Consider the following 17,318-nt stretch of genomic DNA (forward strand, 5'->3'; position numbering starts at 1 on the left):
CCCTTGCACTTTTGACTATGTCTCCCGACGAATATTGCCAACAAAAGGCCGCCCAGAGCGGCTCCAGCTTTTACTACAGTTTCCTGTTCCTGCCCGCCGAGCGCCGCAAGGCAATCACGGCCTTGTATGCATTCTGCCGCGAGGTAGACGATACGGTAGATGACTGCACGGACGAGAACGTGGCACGTACCAAGCTGGTCTGGTGGCGCAAGGAAGTCAAGTCCATGTATGAGGGCAACCCCAGCCATCCCGTGATGCGCGCGCTGGAACCACACCTGGCCGTCTACAAGCTGGAAGAAAAACACTTGCAGGCAATTATCGACGGCATGGAGATGGACCTGAACCAGACCCGCTACCTCGATTACCAGGCCATGAGCCGCTATTGCTGGCATGTGGCCAGCGTGGTCGGCATTTTGTCGGCCAGCATTTTTGGTGCGACCCGCCCGGAAACCTTGCTGTACGCCGAGAAACTGGGCCATGCCTTCCAGCTGACCAATATCATCCGCGACGTGGGCGAAGATGCGCGCAAGGGGCGCATTTACCTGCCGATCAGCGAACTGCAGCAATTTAATGTCACGGCGGCCGACCTGCTGAACGCGCGCCATACCGAAAACTTTGAAAACCTGATGCGCTTCCAGGTGGCGCGCGCGCAAAAGACCTATGACGAGGCGTTCGCCCTGCTGCCGGCGCAGGACCGCCGCGCCCAGCGCCCTGGCCTGATCATGGCCGCCATCTACCGCACCGTGCTCAATGAAGTCGAGCGCGACGGCTACCACGTGCTCACGCAGCGCATTTCGCTCACGCCTATCCGCAAACTGTGGCTGGCCTGGACCACCTGGATCCGTGGCTAAGGCAGTGCCGACGCCGCTGTCCGTCGCCGTTATCGGCGCCGGCTGGGCCGGTTGCGCCGCCGCCATGGAACTGGCGCGCGCCGGCCATGCCGTGACTGTGTATGAAGCAGCGCGCACCGTCGGTGGCCGCGCGCGCAAGGTCGAGCGCGACGGTACGGTGTTGGACAACGGCCAGCATATCCTGCTCGGCGCCTATACAGAAACCTTGCGCTTGCTCAAACTGGCCGGCCAGGACCCGCAAGCGCTGATCCTCGACCTGCCCTTGCAGATGCGCTATCCGATGGGGAGCGGCGGCATGGATTTTGTCGCGCCGCGCTGGCCGGCGCCGCTGCACCTGGCCTGGGCCTTGCTGCGCGCCAAGGGCCTGGCGCGTGCCGACAAGCTCTCGCTGCTGCGTTTTTCCAGCGCCATGCGCTGGATGGGATGGCAGTTGTACAACGATTGCACAGTGGCCGAGTTGCTGGAGCGCTTCGACCAGACCGAACGCCTGGTCCAGCTGATGTGGCGCCCGCTGTGCCTGGCGGCACTGAACACTCCACCAGAACGGGCTTCGGCCAAGGTCTTTGTCAATGTGCTGCGCGACAGTCTGGGCGCGCGCCGTCGCCGCGCCTCGGATATGCTGATTCCGAAAACCAATCTGAGCGCGCTGTTTCCAGAAGCCGCCGTCAGTTACGTGGAAAGCCATGGCGGGCAAGTGAATCTGGGGGCCAAGGTTGTAGCACTGCAAGCGCTGCCGGACGGACGCTGGCAGCTCAACAGTGCAGACACCCATGACCGCGTGGTGCTGGCCACCTCCGGCACCCAGGCCGCCAGCCTGCTGGCCAGCGTGGGCCACGCCGCCGTCGACGGCGTGCTCGCGCAGTTGCAGGCGTTTACCCATGAAGCGATCAGCACCTGCTACCTGCAATACGACACCGCCGTACGCCTGGACCTGCCGTTTTACGCGCTGGTCGATGCACCGGAACAGGCGCACTGGGGCCAGTTCGTGTTTGATCGCGGCCACCTCGACGGGCAGCAAGCGGGCTTGCTGGCGGTGGTGATCAGCGCCTCGGGCGAAGCCGCCGCGCAAGGCCATGAAGCGCTGGCCCAGGCGGTTGCAGCGCAACTGGCCCAGGTCTTGCGCATGCCGCAGCTGGCACAGCCCGCCTGGACGCAGGTGATTACCGAAAAACGCGCCACCTATGCCTGCACGCCGGACCTGGCGCGCCCGCCCAACGCCAGTGGCTTGCCGGGCCTGGTGCTGGCCGGTGACTATACGGCCGGTGACTATCCGGCCACCATTGAAGCGGCCGTGCGCAGCGGCGTACAGGCGGCCGCTCTCGTGTGCCAGATCAACACGTTCGCCGCGAAAGCGTGACCGCGCATCGCCCTGTAGTGTCGCTGACCCCTTGATTTGTGCAGCCTGTCGCACCGCGCTGGTGAGTACCTGGCCGTTTCGATACAGTCACATCATCGGCTACCAGGCCAGCAATGCAATTAACCCGGAAAACACCATGAAAACCACACCCTTCAAAACCACTTGCAAAACCGTGCTGCTGCTGGGCTTCGTGGCGCTGGCGATGGCGATCGTGGCCGGCACCCATCAAGGCCAGGCAGCCCGGCACGCACCGTTGATGCTGAGCCAGGCAAGCATGCTTCTGCCGACCCTGAGCTAGGCAATCGGTGAAAACGGAAAGCACAGGAAACATCATGCACCAACAAGACTATCTCGACGCGCTGCGGCGCGCGCTGGCCGGCCTGCCGCCAGACTTGATCGCCAAGACCATCAGCTATTATGAGCAGAGCTTCAACGATGGCCTGGCCGCCGGGCGCAGTACCGAGGAAATAGCGCACGACCTGGGCGACCCGAAAAAAATCGCCCTCACCCTGCGCGCCAACACCCAGCGCCGGGCCTTCGACCAGAAAAAGACGCCGGTCAACCTGCTGCGCCTGCTGGTCTCGCTGGCCGGTCTCGCCATCTTCAATCTGTTCATGGTGATTCCGGCCGCCGTCTACGCCGCGCTGCTGGCTACCTTGTATGCAGTCGGCCTGAGCTTTTACCTGGCCGGCATCGCCATTACGGCCAGCGGCCTGTCGGGCGCCAACGAACTGCTGCTTGATGGCCCGCTGCGCTACATGCTGATCCACGACGATGATGGCGGTGAAGGCGACGACCAGCGGCAGACCCGCATTACCATCGGCGACACAGGCATCGAGATCGACCATCTGCCCGGCCCGGTTGGCACGGCCCCGGACAACCCGCCGTCGCCGCCCTCACCATCCTCGCGCGTGATCGAACAAGCCGAGGCGCTGGCCGGCAGCGGCATCCATATTTACACCGACCCTGACCATGATGCGCGCACCACGCAAACTGTGTTCGGCATGGGCATGGTGCTGGGCGGCATTGCGTTATTCCTGCTCAGCCTGGTCGTCTCCCGCTACACCCTGATCGGCCTGCGGCGTTATATCGCCATGAATATTTCCCTGCTCAAAGGTCATTAAGGAGACTCGCCATGAAACGCCTGTTCAAAGTCGGCCTGTCCATGTTCCTGCTGGCCCTGGCACTGATCGCCCTGTCCTACACGGCCTTGCGCGCCAAGGGCATCAGCAACCCCAGCAGTTCAGCCGGCCGCGCCGTGCGCGCCGAAACGCGCCCGATTTCCGACGCCGTGACCCATGTGGACCTGAACGGCCCGATCGACCTGACGCTGCGCCGCGGCGCCACGGCGTCCTTGAAAGTGAGCGGCGAACAGCGCCTGCTGGCCAATGTCGATACCACCGTCGATGGTTCCACCATCCATATCGGCCCGAAAGGCATGTTGTTCCACCACCGTCAGCCCTTGCAGGTGGAGCTGGTGCTGCCAACACTGACAGGCGTCGAAGTGCGCGGTTCGGGCGATAGCCGTATTACCGGGTTCAGCGGCGACAAGTTCACCCTGGAACTGGCCGGCTCGGGCGACATCAGTTTTACGGGCCGCTACAAGCAGCTTGAAGCCAATGTCAACGGCAGTGGCAACCTCGACATCAACGGTGGTAACAGCGACAAGGTGACGCTGGACATGATCGGCTCGGGCCGCATCAGCGCCAGCGGCAATACCAGGGTGCTCAATGCCGAATTGAGCGGCTCGGGCGATATCGACGCCGAACACCTGGCCTCGGACACCGCCACCGTCAGCCTGCAAGGCTCGGGCGAAAGCACCGTCTTCGTGCGCGACACCGTCAAACTGACCCTGCGCGGCAGCGGCGACATCCACGTCCACGGCAACCCGCGCCAGCGCGACGCCCAGCGCACAGGATCGGGCGAGATTACCTGGCATTGACCGGCTGAAGTCCTGTTCCTGCGCAAAAGTACGTGTACTGAAGTGCTCGCACTCGACTTTGGTGCACGTCTCAGGTCCTATACTGGCCCATTGCAAAAGGAGACTGCCGTGGGCTGGTTTATCGTCAGCATACTGATACCGTTGATTGCTCCCATTATCGGCATGCTGCTATTGCAGCGGCTCCCATTGCCTGTCAACAACAACGAGAAACACCTGTTAGGCCCGATAAAGGATGGTCAACTGTGCTGGGCTTCTGTCGCCTTTTGCGCGCTGGCGATGTATGAGATCGCGGTGCCAGGTACGGAGGGTCCGCTTGTGTCGGGAAACGCCGTTCATTGGCTGAATGGTGGCTTTGTTCTTTTATTGGTGACCTCGGCGGTAATTGCAGCGGTTGGCGCGGCATTTCCCACAACAATCGAAACAGTCAGACGCAACAGCTGGCACAAACATTATCAGGCGCTTGCTACCTCGCTGGCCCTGCCGTTTTTGTCGGCCCTCGCTTATAGCGTGGTACGCTACGGCGTACTTAAGTAAGGACGACAAGAGGAGAAAATCATGACAACTTGGGTGAAAAGTCATTTTATCGATCCGAAACATGCAATGACAGCAATCTGCGTGACCAGCCTTTCCATCGGCGCCATCGGTTTTTCCATGGTGCTTTTGAGCGCTATTTTTGCTCGATAATAGTTGAACTTGCAGACCTGTCGGACGACCTTCATGGCGGGACGTTCATGGCGTTCGGCATGAGTCGCCATGACCATCCCGCTTTACTCTTGAGCAAGCTGTCAGGAACCACCGGCACGCAACTGACAAATGCGTCGCGCCAAGCCACCTACCGCATAGGCCAGCATCAGCAAGCAAGTGCCCATCAGGAAGCCCACCCGTGGTTCGGCCAGTAGCGCCTGGCGCGCTGGTGGCATGGCCGCCACCACCAGTAGAGGTAAGCCAGACAGCACGGCTATCATCAGATTGCGCCGATACTTGCGCACCTTCGACGCCGTATCCGTGAAAATTTCCGGCGTCTTGCCATTGATGACCGGCTTGCGCCAGCAACACCAGCCAGCCACATCCACTACCCGTTCCCAGCCTGCGTCGACAAACAACTGCGTGTAGGCGGGGTCGGTATTGAAAGCGAGATAATCCCATCGGTAAGCCACCTCGGCGGGCTCTCCCCGCTCGAACGTCATCAGCACGCCCAAGGGATCGGTGGAACGCAGGTGCAGCCCCTGGCGTGCCTGCGTTTGCAGCCACCGTTCGTGCATGCCGTCCTGCCAGGCCCACCACCACTTGAATTTCTTCACCATTTGCCCTTGCGTCGCCGTGCTCATGCCTTCTCCCCCAAAAGTGCCAATGTGTTGTTTGCTGCGGCTGCCATGATGGACAGGCGCCGGGCCTGCCCGGCCAGCACGCGTCGTCCCAGCGCGGTCATGCCATAAACCTTGCGTCGCTCCTCTTCCCTCAGCTTGAGAATCAGCCCCTGCTTTTCCAGGGCCGCAAACACGCCATACAGGGTTCCAGGCCCGATGCTGACGCTGCCTTCGCTGAGCGCGTCTACTTTCTGCATGATTGCGTATCCATGCAGTGGCTCGTGCAGGCAGGCGAGCACATAAAAGGTTGCCTCCGACAAGGGCAAGTACTGTGACGTATCGATATCATCCATGATGCCCCTATATCGCTATTCGTTATATCGGATGTCGATATAGCGAGACACGATACTAGCGTATGGAATTTCTTATTGTCAATAAAATTATGGGGAAAGCGAGGTTTCCAGCCACGTCACCGCCTGCTCCCCCGCCGCCTTGCCGCCAGCCAGGCAGGCCGTCAGCAGATAGCCGCCGGTCGGCGCTTCCCAGTCCAGCATTTCACCAGCCACAAACACGCCGGGCATGGCGCGCAGCATGCTGCCGTCGATACCGTCAAAGGACACGCCGCCGGCGCTGCTGATGGCTTCGTCTATCGGGCGCGGGCGCTTGAGCGTCACCGGCAGCAGCTTGACGGCGCGGGCGAGTGTTTCAGGGTCGGCAAAGTCGGCCGCGCTGACGCATTCGCGCAGCAGGCCCGACTTCACGCCCTTGAGGCCGAGCCGGCTTTGCAGATGGCTGGACATCGACCGCGCGCCGCGCGGGCGCGTTACTTCATCGATGACCCGCTCAAGGCTGTGGTCGGGCGTCAGGTCGAGCCAGATGGTGGTGCTGCCGTCACGCGCGATCTGCTCGCGCAGGGCCGCCGACAGCGCATAAATCAGGCTGCCCTCGACGCCGCCAGCCGTAATCACGAACTGGCCTTGTCGCTTGACCCTCACACCATCGATGTCCATCGCAGTGATCGCCACCGTCGTCAACGGTTCGCCCGCATGGCGGCTACTGAAATGCGCGCTCCAGTCCACGTCGAAACCGCAATTGGCCGGCACCAAAGGCTGCACCGCCACGCCCTGCGCCTGCAGCAGCGGCACCCAGGCGCCGTCGGAGCCGAGCCTGGCCCAGCTGCCGCCACCGAGCGCCAGGATCACGGCGTCAAACGCCAGCAGGCGCACGCCTTCTGGGGTGTCGAAGACCAGCTGGCCGTCCTGCCAGCCCCTCCAGCGGTGGCGCATATGAAATTGCACGCCGCCTTCCCGCAGCCGGTGCAGCCAGGCGCGCAGCAAGGGCGCGGCTTTCATGTCGGTCGGGAAGACGCGGCTCGAGGAACCGACAAAGGTCTCCACACCCAGGCCATGCACCCAGTCGCGTACCTGCTGCGGCCCGAACTGGTCGAGTGCGGGGCGCAGCCGGTGCGACTGCCGGCCGTAGCGCGTGACAAAGCTCTGGTAATTTTCCGCATGCGTGATATTCATGCCGCCACGACCGGCCAGCAGGAATTTGCGGCCGACGGACGGCATCGCGTCGAACAGGGCGACCTGCGCGCCGCGGTCGGCCGCCGCCTGGGCCGCCATCAGGCCGGCGGGACCGCCGCCGATCACGGCAATGCGTAAAGTAGGTGTGCTGGACATAAAAAAGCCGCGAAAGAAAACCCCGGCATTTTAGTCGACTTGAGGCCATACAGTGGTTGTTAGGCACTGAATTGATGCATACTGCGACAATCATAGCGTCATTGATCACGGTTAAGACACACAGGAGAAGACGATGGGCGCAGGTTTCTGGATTTCCCGCTATTTGCTGGCCAGCGGTATCTTGTTCATTATTCTGGTGGTCGTCGAGTTTAGTAAAGGCACCACCAGCCAGGCCGACATTCTGAGCGCGCTGGCCTGGTCGCTGGTCGCCTCGGCCATCTTTATCGGCTCGAAATACTGGCGCTATCGCAAGGCGGTGCAGTGTGCAATGTGTGGGGATGAGGGCAAGCCGAAAGCATAGGTATGCGCAGCATCACGGATGATGCGCATCAAAATAACGCGTCGCGCATCTTCAGTTATGGTCATAAGATCTGACTCACGAAGATGGCAACGCGTTCCGCAGCTTACTTTACTTCAGATTCACCGCTGCGTTTTTTTGCGGGGCAACGATGTACAGCACACCGCGCTGGGATATGGCCAGCGTCCCGCCAAGCGGATAAGACCAGACCACCTGACGCGTGCTCAAATCGACAGCCACGGTATTGCTGGCGTTGCTGACGAAAGCAAGGTTGTCGGTGACGACGACTTGATTGTAGGTTCCTCCCAAGCTGGCGACCCACTGCACCGCGCCGTAACCCGGCTCACGGGCTTCCAGCACAGTGCCGCTGGCGTGCAACAGATATAGCGTTTTGGCGCTCAGTGCCGGTTGACCGGTCGCCCCATTGCCCTGCACATACCAGCTGATGGCGCGTGTAGCCAGATTCAAAGCCGTCAGGCGACCACCCTGCGTGGCATACAGCATGCCGTTGCCCAGCACAACGGAGCTGCCGGTGCTCCAACCGCGCCAGTTGAAACCCGGGTCCGTTACGCTGTATTCAATCTTGCCGGTAGCGCTGTTGACGGCAGAGAAGACGCCACCGACATAGGTGTAAGCGTACTGGCTGTCCACGGCTGGCGTCCAGCCGTCGTACTGCGCCAGTGAAACAGTCCACTGTTGGGAGCCGGAGGTAGCGTCGTATTTGACCATGCCGCCGAAGTAGCCATAGTTGGAGTAGACGCTGCCGTTATAGATGGTCGGCGCCATGTAGCTTGACCACTGCGACGACATTGCCTGTTTAGCCAACAGCCCGCCGGTAGCCTGGTCAAATATCCATAGATAGGAATCGCCGTGTCCAGTGGAAGTGATATACACTTTGCCGTTAGCCGCCGCCGGCGGGTTGACGTTATACAGGCTACCCAGATCGACGTGCCACAGTTCCGTGCCGCTGTTTTCGCTGATGGCCTGCAGCGTCCAGATGGCAGAACTGGTTCTGCTCCTGCGCACCAGATAGATGACATTGCCGTCAGCAGCAATGGTGCTCGCGTACTGATCCGTTGTTGGCACATTGAAGCGGCGCGTAAAGGCGGATGGATCGACGGTGGCGGCGATGGCGCCGGTGTGGCCGGCGTTACCTTGATGAGTGCTCCACGCTGGCACACCCGGCAGCAAAGTCAGCGCCTTCAGGTTGATGGCTGAGGTGACGTTCACGCTTGGCCTCGGGCGGTGCATCCTCGAAGACAAACGGGCGCACGGCGTCGATGCATTCGACTAGCCGCCGGTGACGGGCGGGAAAAACGCCACTTCATCGCCATCCGCCACCGGCGTATCGGCCTGGCACATCAGCTGGTTGTGCGCCATGCGCAGCAGCTTGCCTTCGCCCAATGCTTCGGCCCAGTTGCCTCCGCGCGCCACCAGCAAGGCGCGCAGCTCACCGACGGTGGTGGTTGCTTGCGGCAGTTCCAGCACTTCCTGGCCAGCGCCGACAAGCTCGCGCACGCTGGCAAAAAAACGCAACTGTATCTTCACGCCCTGCTCCTTCAATACAACAATTCGTTAAACGGGATAAAGCGCAGCAGGTCGCCATGCGCGATCGACAAGCCCGGCGGACAGTCGATCAGGCCGTCGCCCCACACGGTGGAGGTCAGCACGCCCGAACTCTGGTTGGCAAACAGTTCCAGCGCGCCGTCGCTGTTGATTTTCGCGCGCAGGAACTCGTTGCGCCGGTCGGCCTTGATGCGCTCGAAAGCGGCCGCCAGTTGGTAGCTGCGCGGCGCCACACCGCCACTGACGCCCTGCAAGCGCAGGATAAACGGCCGCACGAACAGCAAAAAGGTGACAAAGCTCGACACCGGATTTCCGGGCAGGCCGGCAAAAAACGCTTGCCCGACTTCGCCAAACGCCAGCGGCTTGCCCGGCTTGACGGCGATCTGCCACATGTTCAGGCGCCCTTCCGCTTCCACCGCCGGCTTGATATGGTCTTCCTCGCCGACCGACACGCCGCCCGAGGTCAGGATCAGGTCGTTACCTTCTGCCGCCTGGCGCAGCACGGCGCGCGTAGCGTCCAGCGTGTCCGGCACGATGCCCAGGTCGTCGATCTCGCAGCCGAGGTTTTCCAGCAGGCCGCGCAGGGTAAAACGGTTCGAGTTGTAGACTGCGCCGGGCGGCAAAGGCTGGCCCGGCATGGCCAGCTCGTCGCCGGTGGAAAACAGCGCCACGCGCAGGCGGCGCAGCACCGGCAGCTGCGCCAGGCCGACCGAAGCGGCCAGGCCCATTTCCTGGCTGCGCAGGCGCCGGCCCGCTTCCAGTATCACGCTGCCCGTGCGGATATCCTCGCCCTGGCGGCGCACCCATTCGCCTGCCTGCGGCGCATGGTTGATGGTGACCACGCCATCGGCCAGCACGCACTGCTCCTGCATCACCACGCAGTCGGCGCCCTGCGGAATCAGGGCGCCCGTAAAGATGCGCGCCGCCGTCCCCGGCTGCAAGGGCTGGCCCACATGGCCGGCCGCAATGCGCTGCGATACGGGCAGGCCGGCAGCACCGCTGGCGCAGTCGGCAGCGCGTACTGCGTAGCCGTCCATCTGCGTGTTGTCCTGCTGTGGCACGTTCAGGGTCGAGGTTTGCGCCACGGCCAGCACCCGGCCGTTGGCATGCATGGTATCGACCAGTTCAACCCCGGTCACCGGCCTGGCGGCGTCAGCCATCAAGGCCAGCGCCTCGGCCACCGACAGCATCGGCTTGCGTTCAGTTGCGTCCGCCATCACAGTCCCGTATGGGCAGCGATATACGCCTGCATTTTGGCCACATCGGTGTCCATCACAACGAATTTTTGCGGCAGGTCTTCGATGTTTTCGAAGCCGGCCGGGCGCTCCGCGTCCACGCCCAGCGCATCGAGGATGGTTTCGTTGAACTTGGCCGCCAGGGCAGTTTCCAGCACGATCATCGGTACGTTCACCTCCAGATGCTCGCGCGCCACCTTGATGCCGTCGGCCGTATGGGTGTCGATGGTGATGCCGTAGTCGTCAGCCACGTCACGGATGGTATCGAGGCGGTCCTTGTGGGTCGACTTGCCCGACTTGAAGCCGTACTTGGCCACCAGCTTGAATTCGTCGCCATCGCTGCCCGGCTTGCCGGACAGGTCAAAACCGCCATGCGTATCGACTTTGGCGAACAGGGCTTTGACACGCGCGCTGTCGCGCCCGACCAGGTCGTAGACGAAGCGCTCGAAGTTCGAGGCCTTCGAGATATCCATCGACGGGCTGCTGGTGTGGTAGGTCTCGGACGCCTTGCGCACGCGGTAGACGCCGGTGCGGAAGAACTCGTCGAGCACATCGTTCTCGTTGGTGGCGGCCACCAGTTTCGAGATCGGCAAGCCCATCATGCGCGCAATATGGCCGGCACAGATATTGCCAAAGTTACCCGACGGCACCGTAAATGACACCTTCTGGTCGTGGCTGGACGTCGCCGCCAGATAGCCGCGGAAGTAATACACGACTTGCGCCACCACGCGCGCCCAGTTGATCGAATTGACGGTGCCGATCTTCTGCCTGGCCTTGTAGGGCAGGTCGTTCGAGACCGCCTTGACCATGTCCTGGCAGTCGTCGAACACCCCTTCGACGGCGATATTGTGGATATTCGGGTCCTGCAGGCTGAACATTTGCGCGCTCTGGAATGCGCTCATCTTCTTGTGTGGCGACAGCATGAACACGCGGATGCCCTGCTTGCCGCGCATCGCATATTCGGCTGCGCTGCCGGTGTCGCCGGAGGTGGCGCCAAAGATATTGAGTTCGGCGCCCGTCTTGGCCAGCGTGTATTCGAACAGATTGCCCAGCAGCTGCATCGCCATATCCTTGAAAGCGAGCGTCGGCCCGTTCGACAGCGCTTGCAGGATCAGGGTGGTCGATCCGCCCTTGACGAGGTTTTCTTCGAGCACGCGCAGCGGCGTGATGTCGGCGGCGTTTTCGCCGGCGCGGGCATTGCGGTAAACCGCTTTGGTATAGGTTTTCGCAGTCAGCGCCTTCAAGTCCGCCGCCGGGATATCGGTGGCGAACTTTTTCAGGATTTCGAATGCCAGGTCGGCATACGACAATGTGCGCCAGGCATCAAGCTCGGCACCGCTCACTTGCGGATAGTGTTCAGGGAGATACAGTCCGCCATCGGGGGCGAGGCCGCCCAGCAGGATGTCGGAAAATTGTTGTGGCTGTTGCGATTGCGCTGGCGCTTGGTCAGCGCGGGTAGACACATAGTGCATGAGATTAGGGTCCAGTTGAGCTGAGAGCGTGAAAAAGAATGGCAAACGAGCCGTTATTATAACCACCCCCGGCGCACCCGCCAGCCCGCCGCAGCCGCAGGCCAGGACCATATCGCCCCCGATATCAAAAAAACAGGCTCCTGTGCTGGCGCGCACGTGCAATTTGCGCCACACTCTGCGCCATAGTCGATGAGAAAAATTGCCCAGGAGACACAATGCCCATCAACAAGAAGCCCTACCTGCAAAGCGCCGCGCTGCGGCCGGATACGGTGATCGATCTTGAGCACTACCCGTTCACCATTCCGGCCATCCGCGACTTCACGCAGATGGATTTCCATCGCGACGTCACGTTTTTCGTCGGCGAGAACGGCAGCGGCAAGTCGACCATGCTGGAAGCACTGGCCGTGGCGCTGGGTTTCGGCAAGGATGGCGGCACGCGCAATGTGCGCATCACAGCGGTGTCGGACCAGGTTTCGGGTTTGCACGAACACCTGCGCCTGAGCAAAAGCTACAAGAAACCGAACGACAGCTATTTTTTACGGGCCGAAAGCTTCTTCAACGTCGCCAGCTATATGGATGAAATGCCGATTGCGTATCTGGACAGCTATGGCGGCAAGTCGCTGCACGCGCAGTCGCACGGCGAAGCCTTTATGGCCACCCTGATCAACAAGCTGCGGGGAAAGGGCCTGTATCTGCTCGACGAACCGGAGGCGGCGCTGTCACCGAGCCGCCAGCTGGCCGCGCTGTCGGTGATCCACCAGCTGGTGGAAGACGACTCGCAACTGATTATCGCCACCCACTCGCCAATCCTGCTGGCCTACCCGAACGCGAAAATCTTCATGTTTACGGGCGGCGGCATCCATGAGGTGGCGTATGAGGATACCGAACACTATGCCGTGACGCGCGATTTCCTGAACAATTATCCGCGCCGGCTCGAACAGTTGTTCGAGGAGGAGTGAGGTGGCTACAAGACGCAGCGGAAATCCGGGGTCAGACGGGGTCGCCGAGACCCGACGGGTCTGACCCCGGCTCTTAACAGGCAGCGTGATTGACAGTAATGACATGCACGGCCAAGCCACCCAGCGAGGTCTCCTTATACTTGTCCTGCATGTCCGCGCCGGTCTGGCGCATCGTCTCGATCACTTCGTCGAGGCTGACGAAATGGGTGCCATCGCCGTTCAGGGCCAGCGAGGCGGCGGTGATGGCCTTGACGGCGCCCATGCCGTTGCGCTCGATGCAAGGAATCTGCACCAGGCCGCCGATCGGGTCACAGGTCATGCCCAGATGGTGCTCGATGCCGATTTCGGCTGCGTTTTCGATCTGCTCGTTGCTGCCGCCCAACGCCGCCACCAGGCCGGCCGCTGCCATCGCGCAGGCCACGCCGACTTCGCCCTGGCAGCCCACTTCGGCGCCCGAGATCGAGGCATTGCGCTTGCACAGCATGCCGATCGCAGCCGCCGTCAGCATAAAGCGGCGCACGCCACCGACTGGATCGCTGGGACGGCAATCCTCGGCGTAGTAGCGCAGCACGGCGGGAATAATGCCGGCCGCGCCGTTGGTCGGCGCCGTCACTACCCTGCCGCCGGCCGCGTTTTCCTCGTTGACGGCCATCGCATACAGGCTGACCAGATGCACGGCGTCATGCGGCAGGTCGTTGGCACGGTTGCTTGATGCTTTCACGTCCTGCGCCTGGCGCCACAGCTTGGCGGCGCGGCGTTTTACATCAAGGCCACCGGGCAGCTTGCCGGTGGTTTCCAGGCCATGCGCGATACAGTCGCGCATCACGTGCCAGATGCGGTCCAGGCCCTGATTCAATTCGTCTTCGCTGCGCCGCACGCATTCGTTCGCGCGCAGCATCTCGGGAATCGACAAACCGCTGGCCACGCCATGGGCCAGCAACTGCTCCATGGTGTCAAACGGGAATACCGGTTGCGCGCCAGGCGCCGCCGGCACCGGCACTTCGCCCGCCTCGCGGATAAAGCCGCCGCCTATCGAGTAATACACCTTGTCGATGCGCGTGCCGTCCAACAGCTTCAAGGTCAAGCGCATGCCGTTCGGATGCTCGGGCAAGGACTCGCTCTTGTGCCACAAGAGGCCGGTGGCCGCCGTGAACGGCACACAGTGAGTCCCCAGCAAATGGATTTCGCCGGCTGCTTCAATCGCTGCCAGCCTGGCGTCGACTGTTTCGGGCGCCACGTCCTGCGGCGTTTCACCCATCAGCCCCAGGATCACCGCCTTGTCGGTGGCGTGGCCGATGCCGGTCAGCGCCAGCGAGCCATACAGGGCCGCTTCCACACCGACGACCTTATCCAGTGAGCCGTATTCGACCTGAAAATCGACCAGAAAACGCCGCGCCGCCACCATCGGCCCCACCGTGTGGGAACTCGACGGCCCGATGCCGATCTTGAACAGGTCAAATACGCTCATATCCATTGCTTGTCTCTTTGCTTTTATATTGTTAGTGGCGGCTGACTCTTCGTTCAGGCCGCTTTTTCGGAGTGGCCAGCGTCCACATTGGCCAGCATGTCGGCCACCATTTGCTCGACGCCGATGCGCGCCTTCCAGCCCCAGTGCGCCTGGGCCGTGCTGTCGTCCAGGCTTTGCGGCCAGCTGTCGGCAATCGCCTGGCGGCTGTCGGGCACGTAGGCGATTTTGAAGTCGGCGACTTTGGCGGCAATCGCCGCAGCCAGCTGTTCCGGGTTGAACGAGACGCCGGCCACGTTGTACGAGGAACGGATCTTGATTTGCCCGGCTGGCGCGTCCATCAGCTCGATGGTGGCGCGGATCGCGTCGGGCATGTAAATCATCGGCAAGGTGGTGGCTGCATTCAGGAAGCAGTCATAGCGCTCGCCACGCAGGGCAGCATGGAAAATGGCGATCGCGTAATCGGTGGTGCCGCCGCCAGGAGGCGACTTGTAGCTGATGATGCCCGGGTAGCGGATGCTGCGCACGTCGACGCCATATTTCGCATGGTAATACTCGCACAGGCGCTCACCAGCCAGCTTGCTGATACCGTACATCGAAGTCGGGTCCATCACCGTCATCTGCGGCGTATTGACTTGCGGCGTGTTCGGGCCGAAGGCGGCAATCGACGAAGGCCAGAAGATGCGCAGCGGCTTGCCCGCCTCGCCGCGCTCGCGCGCCAGCTCCAGGATATTGAGCAGGCCATCCATGTTCAGGCTCCAGGCCTTCAGGGGTGCCGCTTCGCCGGTGGCCGACAGCATCGCCGCCAGCTGGTAGACCTGGGTAATCTCTTCGTCGGCGATGATCTTCGCCAGGCCGTCCTTGTCGAGCACGTTCAGCTGCGCATAGCGCTTGGCGTCGTACACGTTCCTGGTGCCGATATCGCTGGCGATGACGTTGTCCGCGCCGTGCTGCTGCGCCAGCGCGCCGACCAGTTCACTGCCGATCTGGCCGTTTGCGCCGATGACTAAAATGCGTTCCATGCTGTATTCCTCGTCTTCTTGTTATTAATTGGTAGTAGTCTGGGTAGTCTTCAGAAGACCGAGTTCCTTGCCGGCCTGCTCGAAAGCAGCCAGCACCGTCACCAGTTGTTCGCGGGTATGGGCGGCCGACAATTGCACCCGCACGCGCGCCTGGCCCATCGGTACGACCGGATAGAAAAAGCCCGTCACCAGCACGCCCAGTTCATACAGGCGCGCGGCAAACTTCTGTGCCACCGGCGCGTCGAACAGCATCACCGGCACCACCGGATGGGTGCCCGGCTTGATGGTGAAGCCAATGCGCTCGATCTCGCTGCGGAAGAACGCCGTGTTCTCGTGCAGGCGGTCGCGCAGTTCGGTCGACTTGGCCAGGCGCTCCAGTACCGACAGCGAGGCGCCGGCTATCGATGGCGCCAGGGTGTTCGAAAACAGATAAGGGCGCGACTTCTGGCGCAGGGTGTCGATCACTTCCTTGCGCGCCGAGGTAAAGCCGCCCATGGCGCCGCCCAGGGCCTTGCCCAGGGTGCCGGTAATGATGTCTATGCGGCCCATCACGTTGTGGTGTTCATGCGTGCCGCGGCCAGTGGCGCCCATAAAGCCGGAGGCGTGGCATTCGTCGATCATCACCAGTGCGCCGTACTGGTCGGCCAGGTCACAGATCTTGTCGAGCTGGGCGATCGTGCCGTCCATCGAGAACACGCCGTCGGTAACGATCACCTTGTGGCGCTTGCCGGCGGCAGTGGCGGCCTGCAGCTGCACTTCCAGGTCGGCCATGTCATTGTGGGCATAGCGGTAGCGGCCGGCCTTGCACAGGCGGATGCCGTCGATAATGGAAGCGTGGTTCAGCGCGTCGGAGATAATCGCGTCGTTTTCGTCGAACAACGGCTCGAACACGCCGCCGTTGGCGTCAAACGCGGCTGCATACAAAATCGTGTCTTCGGTGCCCAGGAACGACGAGATGGCCTGTTCCAGTTCCTTGTGCACGGTTTGCGTGCCGCAAATGAAGCGCACCGACGACAGGCCGTAGCCGTATTTTTCGGTGGCGGCAATCGACGCCTGCTGCGTCTGCAGGTCGCCCGACAGGCCCAAGTAGTTGTTGGCACACATATTGATCAGGGTGCGGCCATCGTCACACACCACTTCAGCGCCCTGGCGCGAGGCGATCACGCGCTCGGGCTTGTACAAACCCTGCTGGCGCAGTTGATCGAGGTTCTGTTGCAGACCGCTGAAAAAGGTGTTCTTCGCTTGCTCGCTCATGATGATCCTTGTGTCCGTGTTGGGTTGTCGCCATAGGGGAAAAGCCGCCGCTTGACCGGTGTGCGCCGCATGCTGTACCGTGGGGCGCTGTTCAGAGCTTACACGGTTTTCCTGAAGCCACTCTGAAATCCACTATGTCGAACTAAAATTCAATATAGTGGATATTACCCAAGCCGATTGAACTTTGCAAGCCAACTGCCGATGAAAACCAGTGTTACAACCAATTCTCCGCCCGAAGTCGGCGCCACATTGCAACGGTTGCGCCTGGCGCGCGGCCTGACACTGGAGGATTTGTCGCGCGTCGCGGGTGTCTCGAAGTCGATGCTGTCGCAGATCGAACGCGAAAAGGCCAATCCGACCATCGCCATTACCTGGCGCCTGGCCAATGCCCTGGGCGTGCAGATCGGTGAACTGTTGTCGAGCGCGGAAAAACCGGTGGAAACCATCCGCGTCACGGACGCCCATGAAACCCCCACCCTGCCAGGCGACCATGCCGGCTATGTGCTGCGCATCCTGGGGCCGATGGAGCTGGCCGGCAAATATGAATGGTATGAAGTGACGCTGGCGCCGGGCGGCGAACTCGCTTCGCAGCCGCACGACCCGGGCACCACCGAGCATCTGACTGTTATCCACGGCAACCTGGAACTGGAAGTTGGGGCGGCAAAGAAAAAGGTCAAGAATGGCGGCACCGCGCGCTATCCGGCCGACCTGCCCCATACCATCCGCAACCTGGGCAAGACCGAAGGCAAGGCGCTGTTGGTGGTGATCCACAGATAGTTGCTGGCCAGCAGTGTGCAATATGCTGTTACGTCCATGCTAAGCTTTTGGAACAGACAATATTGTCACTG

The 17,318-nt window shown here is 61.8% G+C and carries 20 protein-coding genes; 9 read left to right on the forward strand and 11 right to left on the reverse strand.

Annotation, left to right across the window (positions count from 1 at the left end; all coding sequences use genetic code 11):
- Window positions 1-17 precede the first annotated feature (17 nt).
- From hpnD to ACQ4WM_RS00600, 6 genes are all read left to right on the forward strand, one after another.
- The gene (gene hpnD / locus ACQ4WM_RS00575; protein ID WP_436544773.1) at window positions 18-851 is read left to right on the forward strand and encodes a presqualene diphosphate synthase HpnD; all 834 of its coding nucleotides are present in this window, start codon (window positions 18-20) and stop codon (window positions 849-851) included.
- Window positions 844-2,208 carry a hydroxysqualene dehydroxylase HpnE gene (hpnE, locus tag ACQ4WM_RS00580; protein ID WP_436544774.1) on the forward strand — a complete coding sequence of 455 codons (1,365 nt, stop codon included), beginning with the start codon at window positions 844-846 and terminating at the stop codon, window positions 2,206-2,208. Before hpnD ends, hpnE begins: the two co-directional genes overlap by 8 nt.
- 136 nt (window positions 2,209-2,344) lie before the next feature.
- A complete protein-coding gene (locus ACQ4WM_RS00585; RefSeq protein ID WP_436544775.1) occupies window positions 2,345-2,506 on the forward strand; it encodes a hypothetical protein in 162 nt (53 codons plus the stop codon).
- A 34-nt stretch (window positions 2,507-2,540) separates the two neighbouring features.
- A complete protein-coding gene (locus tag ACQ4WM_RS00590) occupies window positions 2,541-3,332 on the forward strand; it encodes a DUF1700 domain-containing protein (protein ID WP_436544776.1) in 792 nt (263 codons plus the stop codon).
- Between the two features lie 11 nt (window positions 3,333-3,343).
- A complete protein-coding gene (locus ACQ4WM_RS00595; RefSeq protein ID WP_436544777.1) occupies window positions 3,344-4,150 on the forward strand; it encodes a head GIN domain-containing protein in 807 nt (268 codons plus the stop codon).
- A gap of 108 nt (window positions 4,151-4,258) precedes the next feature.
- Window positions 4,259-4,684, forward strand: a complete 426-nt coding sequence (locus ACQ4WM_RS00600) for a hypothetical protein (RefSeq protein WP_436544778.1) — start codon at window positions 4,259-4,261, stop codon at window positions 4,682-4,684.
- Window positions 4,685-4,725: 41 nt separating this feature from the next.
- On the opposite strand, the gene ACQ4WM_RS00605 is transcribed toward ACQ4WM_RS00600, so the two are convergent.
- The 4 genes from ACQ4WM_RS00605 to ACQ4WM_RS00620 form a co-directional block, all read right to left on the reverse strand.
- Complete coding sequence (locus tag ACQ4WM_RS00605; RefSeq protein WP_436544779.1) at window positions 4,726-4,905, reverse strand: hypothetical protein; 180 nt, start codon at window positions 4,903-4,905, stop codon at window positions 4,726-4,728.
- Between the two features lie 30 nt (window positions 4,906-4,935).
- Window positions 4,936-5,478, reverse strand: coding sequence for a DUF2812 domain-containing protein (locus ACQ4WM_RS00610; RefSeq protein ID WP_436544780.1), 543 nt, complete (start codon window positions 5,476-5,478; stop codon window positions 4,936-4,938).
- Window positions 5,475-5,810 carry a PadR family transcriptional regulator gene (locus ACQ4WM_RS00615; RefSeq protein ID WP_436544781.1) on the reverse strand — a complete coding sequence of 112 codons (336 nt, stop codon included), beginning with the start codon at window positions 5,808-5,810 and terminating at the stop codon, window positions 5,475-5,477. Before ACQ4WM_RS00615 ends, ACQ4WM_RS00610 begins: the two co-directional genes overlap by 4 nt.
- Window positions 5,811-5,897: 87 nt before the next feature.
- Window positions 5,898-7,139 (reverse strand): TIGR03862 family flavoprotein, encoded by a 1,242-nt coding sequence (locus ACQ4WM_RS00620; RefSeq protein WP_436544782.1) that lies wholly within the window; start codon window positions 7,137-7,139, stop codon window positions 5,898-5,900.
- Between the two features lie 133 nt (window positions 7,140-7,272).
- On the opposite strand from ACQ4WM_RS00620, the gene ACQ4WM_RS00625 reads away from it, so the two are divergent.
- Window positions 7,273-7,500 (forward strand): hypothetical protein, encoded by a 228-nt coding sequence (locus tag ACQ4WM_RS00625; protein ID WP_436544783.1) that lies wholly within the window; start codon window positions 7,273-7,275, stop codon window positions 7,498-7,500.
- Between the two features lie 108 nt (window positions 7,501-7,608).
- Here ACQ4WM_RS00625 and ACQ4WM_RS00630 read toward each other — a convergent pair whose 3' ends face one another.
- From ACQ4WM_RS00630 to thrC, 4 genes are read right to left on the reverse strand one after another with little or no spacing between them, the layout of a single operon-like run.
- Entirely contained in the window at window positions 7,609-8,727 is a 1,119-nt protein-coding gene (locus tag ACQ4WM_RS00630) for an outer membrane protein assembly factor BamB family protein (protein WP_436544784.1), read from the reverse strand.
- Between the two features lie 60 nt (window positions 8,728-8,787).
- Window positions 8,788-9,045, reverse strand: coding sequence for a molybdopterin converting factor subunit 1 (moaD, locus tag ACQ4WM_RS00635; RefSeq protein WP_436544785.1), 258 nt, complete (start codon window positions 9,043-9,045; stop codon window positions 8,788-8,790).
- 11 nt (window positions 9,046-9,056) lie between these two features.
- Complete coding sequence (locus ACQ4WM_RS00640) at window positions 9,057-10,280, reverse strand: molybdopterin molybdotransferase MoeA (RefSeq protein WP_436544786.1); 1,224 nt, start codon at window positions 10,278-10,280, stop codon at window positions 9,057-9,059.
- Window positions 10,280-11,770: a threonine synthase gene (gene thrC, locus ACQ4WM_RS00645; protein WP_436544787.1), complete on the reverse strand. Its 1,491-nt coding sequence runs from the start codon at window positions 11,768-11,770 to the stop codon at window positions 10,280-10,282. Before thrC ends, ACQ4WM_RS00640 begins: the two co-directional genes overlap by 1 nt.
- Before the next feature lie 215 nt (window positions 11,771-11,985).
- Here thrC and ACQ4WM_RS00650 point away from each other — a divergent pair, with 215 nt between their 5' ends.
- Complete coding sequence (locus ACQ4WM_RS00650) at window positions 11,986-12,729, forward strand: AAA family ATPase (RefSeq protein WP_436544788.1); 744 nt, start codon at window positions 11,986-11,988, stop codon at window positions 12,727-12,729.
- A gap of 73 nt (window positions 12,730-12,802) precedes the next feature.
- On the opposite strand, the gene ACQ4WM_RS00655 is transcribed toward ACQ4WM_RS00650, so the two are convergent.
- The 3 genes from ACQ4WM_RS00655 to kbl are packed head-to-tail and all read right to left on the reverse strand — an operon-like array spanning window position 12,803 to window position 16,470.
- Window positions 12,803-14,203: an L-serine ammonia-lyase gene (locus tag ACQ4WM_RS00655; protein WP_436544789.1), complete on the reverse strand. Its 1,401-nt coding sequence runs from the start codon at window positions 14,201-14,203 to the stop codon at window positions 12,803-12,805.
- 47 nt (window positions 14,204-14,250) lie between these two features.
- A complete protein-coding gene (locus tag ACQ4WM_RS00660; protein WP_436544790.1) occupies window positions 14,251-15,216 on the reverse strand; it encodes an NAD-dependent epimerase/dehydratase family protein in 966 nt (321 codons plus the stop codon).
- Between the two features lie 24 nt (window positions 15,217-15,240).
- Window positions 15,241-16,470 carry a glycine C-acetyltransferase gene (gene kbl, locus ACQ4WM_RS00665; RefSeq protein ID WP_436544791.1) on the reverse strand — a complete coding sequence of 410 codons (1,230 nt, stop codon included), beginning with the start codon at window positions 16,468-16,470 and terminating at the stop codon, window positions 15,241-15,243.
- Between the two features lie 201 nt (window positions 16,471-16,671).
- Here kbl and ACQ4WM_RS00670 point away from each other — a divergent pair, with 201 nt between their 5' ends.
- On the forward strand, window positions 16,672-17,247 hold the full coding sequence (locus tag ACQ4WM_RS00670; protein WP_436544792.1) for a helix-turn-helix domain-containing protein: 576 nt from the start codon (window positions 16,672-16,674) through the stop codon (window positions 17,245-17,247).
- Window positions 17,248-17,318: the final 71 nt, after the last annotated feature.

It is taken from the genome of Janthinobacterium longum, assembly GCF_051380735.1.
Classification (GTDB): Bacteria; Pseudomonadota; Gammaproteobacteria; order Burkholderiales; family Burkholderiaceae_D; genus Janthinobacterium.

What these genes read in the sequence shown, in the direction of transcription:
- hpnD (WP_436544773.1), top strand. Translation starts at nt 18, where the DNA reads ATGTCTCCCGACGAATATTGCCAACAAAAGGCCGCCCAGAGCGGCTCC.
- ACQ4WM_RS00585 (WP_436544775.1), top strand. Translation starts at nt 2,345, where the DNA reads ATGAAAACCACACCCTTCAAAACCACTTGCAAAACCGTGCTGCTGCTG.
- ACQ4WM_RS00590 (WP_436544776.1), top strand. Translation starts at nt 2,541, where the DNA reads ATGCACCAACAAGACTATCTCGACGCGCTGCGGCGCGCGCTGGCCGGC.
- ACQ4WM_RS00595 (WP_436544777.1), top strand. Translation starts at nt 3,344, where the DNA reads ATGAAACGCCTGTTCAAAGTCGGCCTGTCCATGTTCCTGCTGGCCCTG.
- ACQ4WM_RS00605 (WP_436544779.1), bottom strand. Translation starts at nt 4,905, where the DNA reads ATGGCGACTCATGCCGAACGCCATGAACGTCCCGCCATGAAGGTCGTC.
- ACQ4WM_RS00610 (WP_436544780.1), bottom strand. Translation starts at nt 5,478, where the DNA reads ATGAGCACGGCGACGCAAGGGCAAATGGTGAAGAAATTCAAGTGGTGG.
- ACQ4WM_RS00615 (WP_436544781.1), bottom strand. Translation starts at nt 5,810, where the DNA reads ATGGATGATATCGATACGTCACAGTACTTGCCCTTGTCGGAGGCAACC.
- ACQ4WM_RS00620 (WP_436544782.1), bottom strand. Translation starts at nt 7,139, where the DNA reads ATGTCCAGCACACCTACTTTACGCATTGCCGTGATCGGCGGCGGTCCC.
- ACQ4WM_RS00625 (WP_436544783.1), top strand. Translation starts at nt 7,273, where the DNA reads ATGGGCGCAGGTTTCTGGATTTCCCGCTATTTGCTGGCCAGCGGTATC.
- ACQ4WM_RS00640 (WP_436544786.1), bottom strand. Translation starts at nt 10,280, where the DNA reads ATGGCGGACGCAACTGAACGCAAGCCGATGCTGTCGGTGGCCGAGGCG.
- thrC (WP_436544787.1), bottom strand. Translation starts at nt 11,770, where the DNA reads ATGCACTATGTGTCTACCCGCGCTGACCAAGCGCCAGCGCAATCGCAA.
- ACQ4WM_RS00650 (WP_436544788.1), top strand. Translation starts at nt 11,986, where the DNA reads ATGCCCATCAACAAGAAGCCCTACCTGCAAAGCGCCGCGCTGCGGCCG.
- ACQ4WM_RS00655 (WP_436544789.1), bottom strand. Translation starts at nt 14,203, where the DNA reads ATGGATATGAGCGTATTTGACCTGTTCAAGATCGGCATCGGGCCGTCG.
- ACQ4WM_RS00660 (WP_436544790.1), bottom strand. Translation starts at nt 15,216, where the DNA reads ATGGAACGCATTTTAGTCATCGGCGCAAACGGCCAGATCGGCAGTGAA.
- kbl (WP_436544791.1), bottom strand. Translation starts at nt 16,470, where the DNA reads ATGAGCGAGCAAGCGAAGAACACCTTTTTCAGCGGTCTGCAACAGAAC.
- ACQ4WM_RS00670 (WP_436544792.1), top strand. Translation starts at nt 16,672, where the DNA reads ATGAAAACCAGTGTTACAACCAATTCTCCGCCCGAAGTCGGCGCCACA.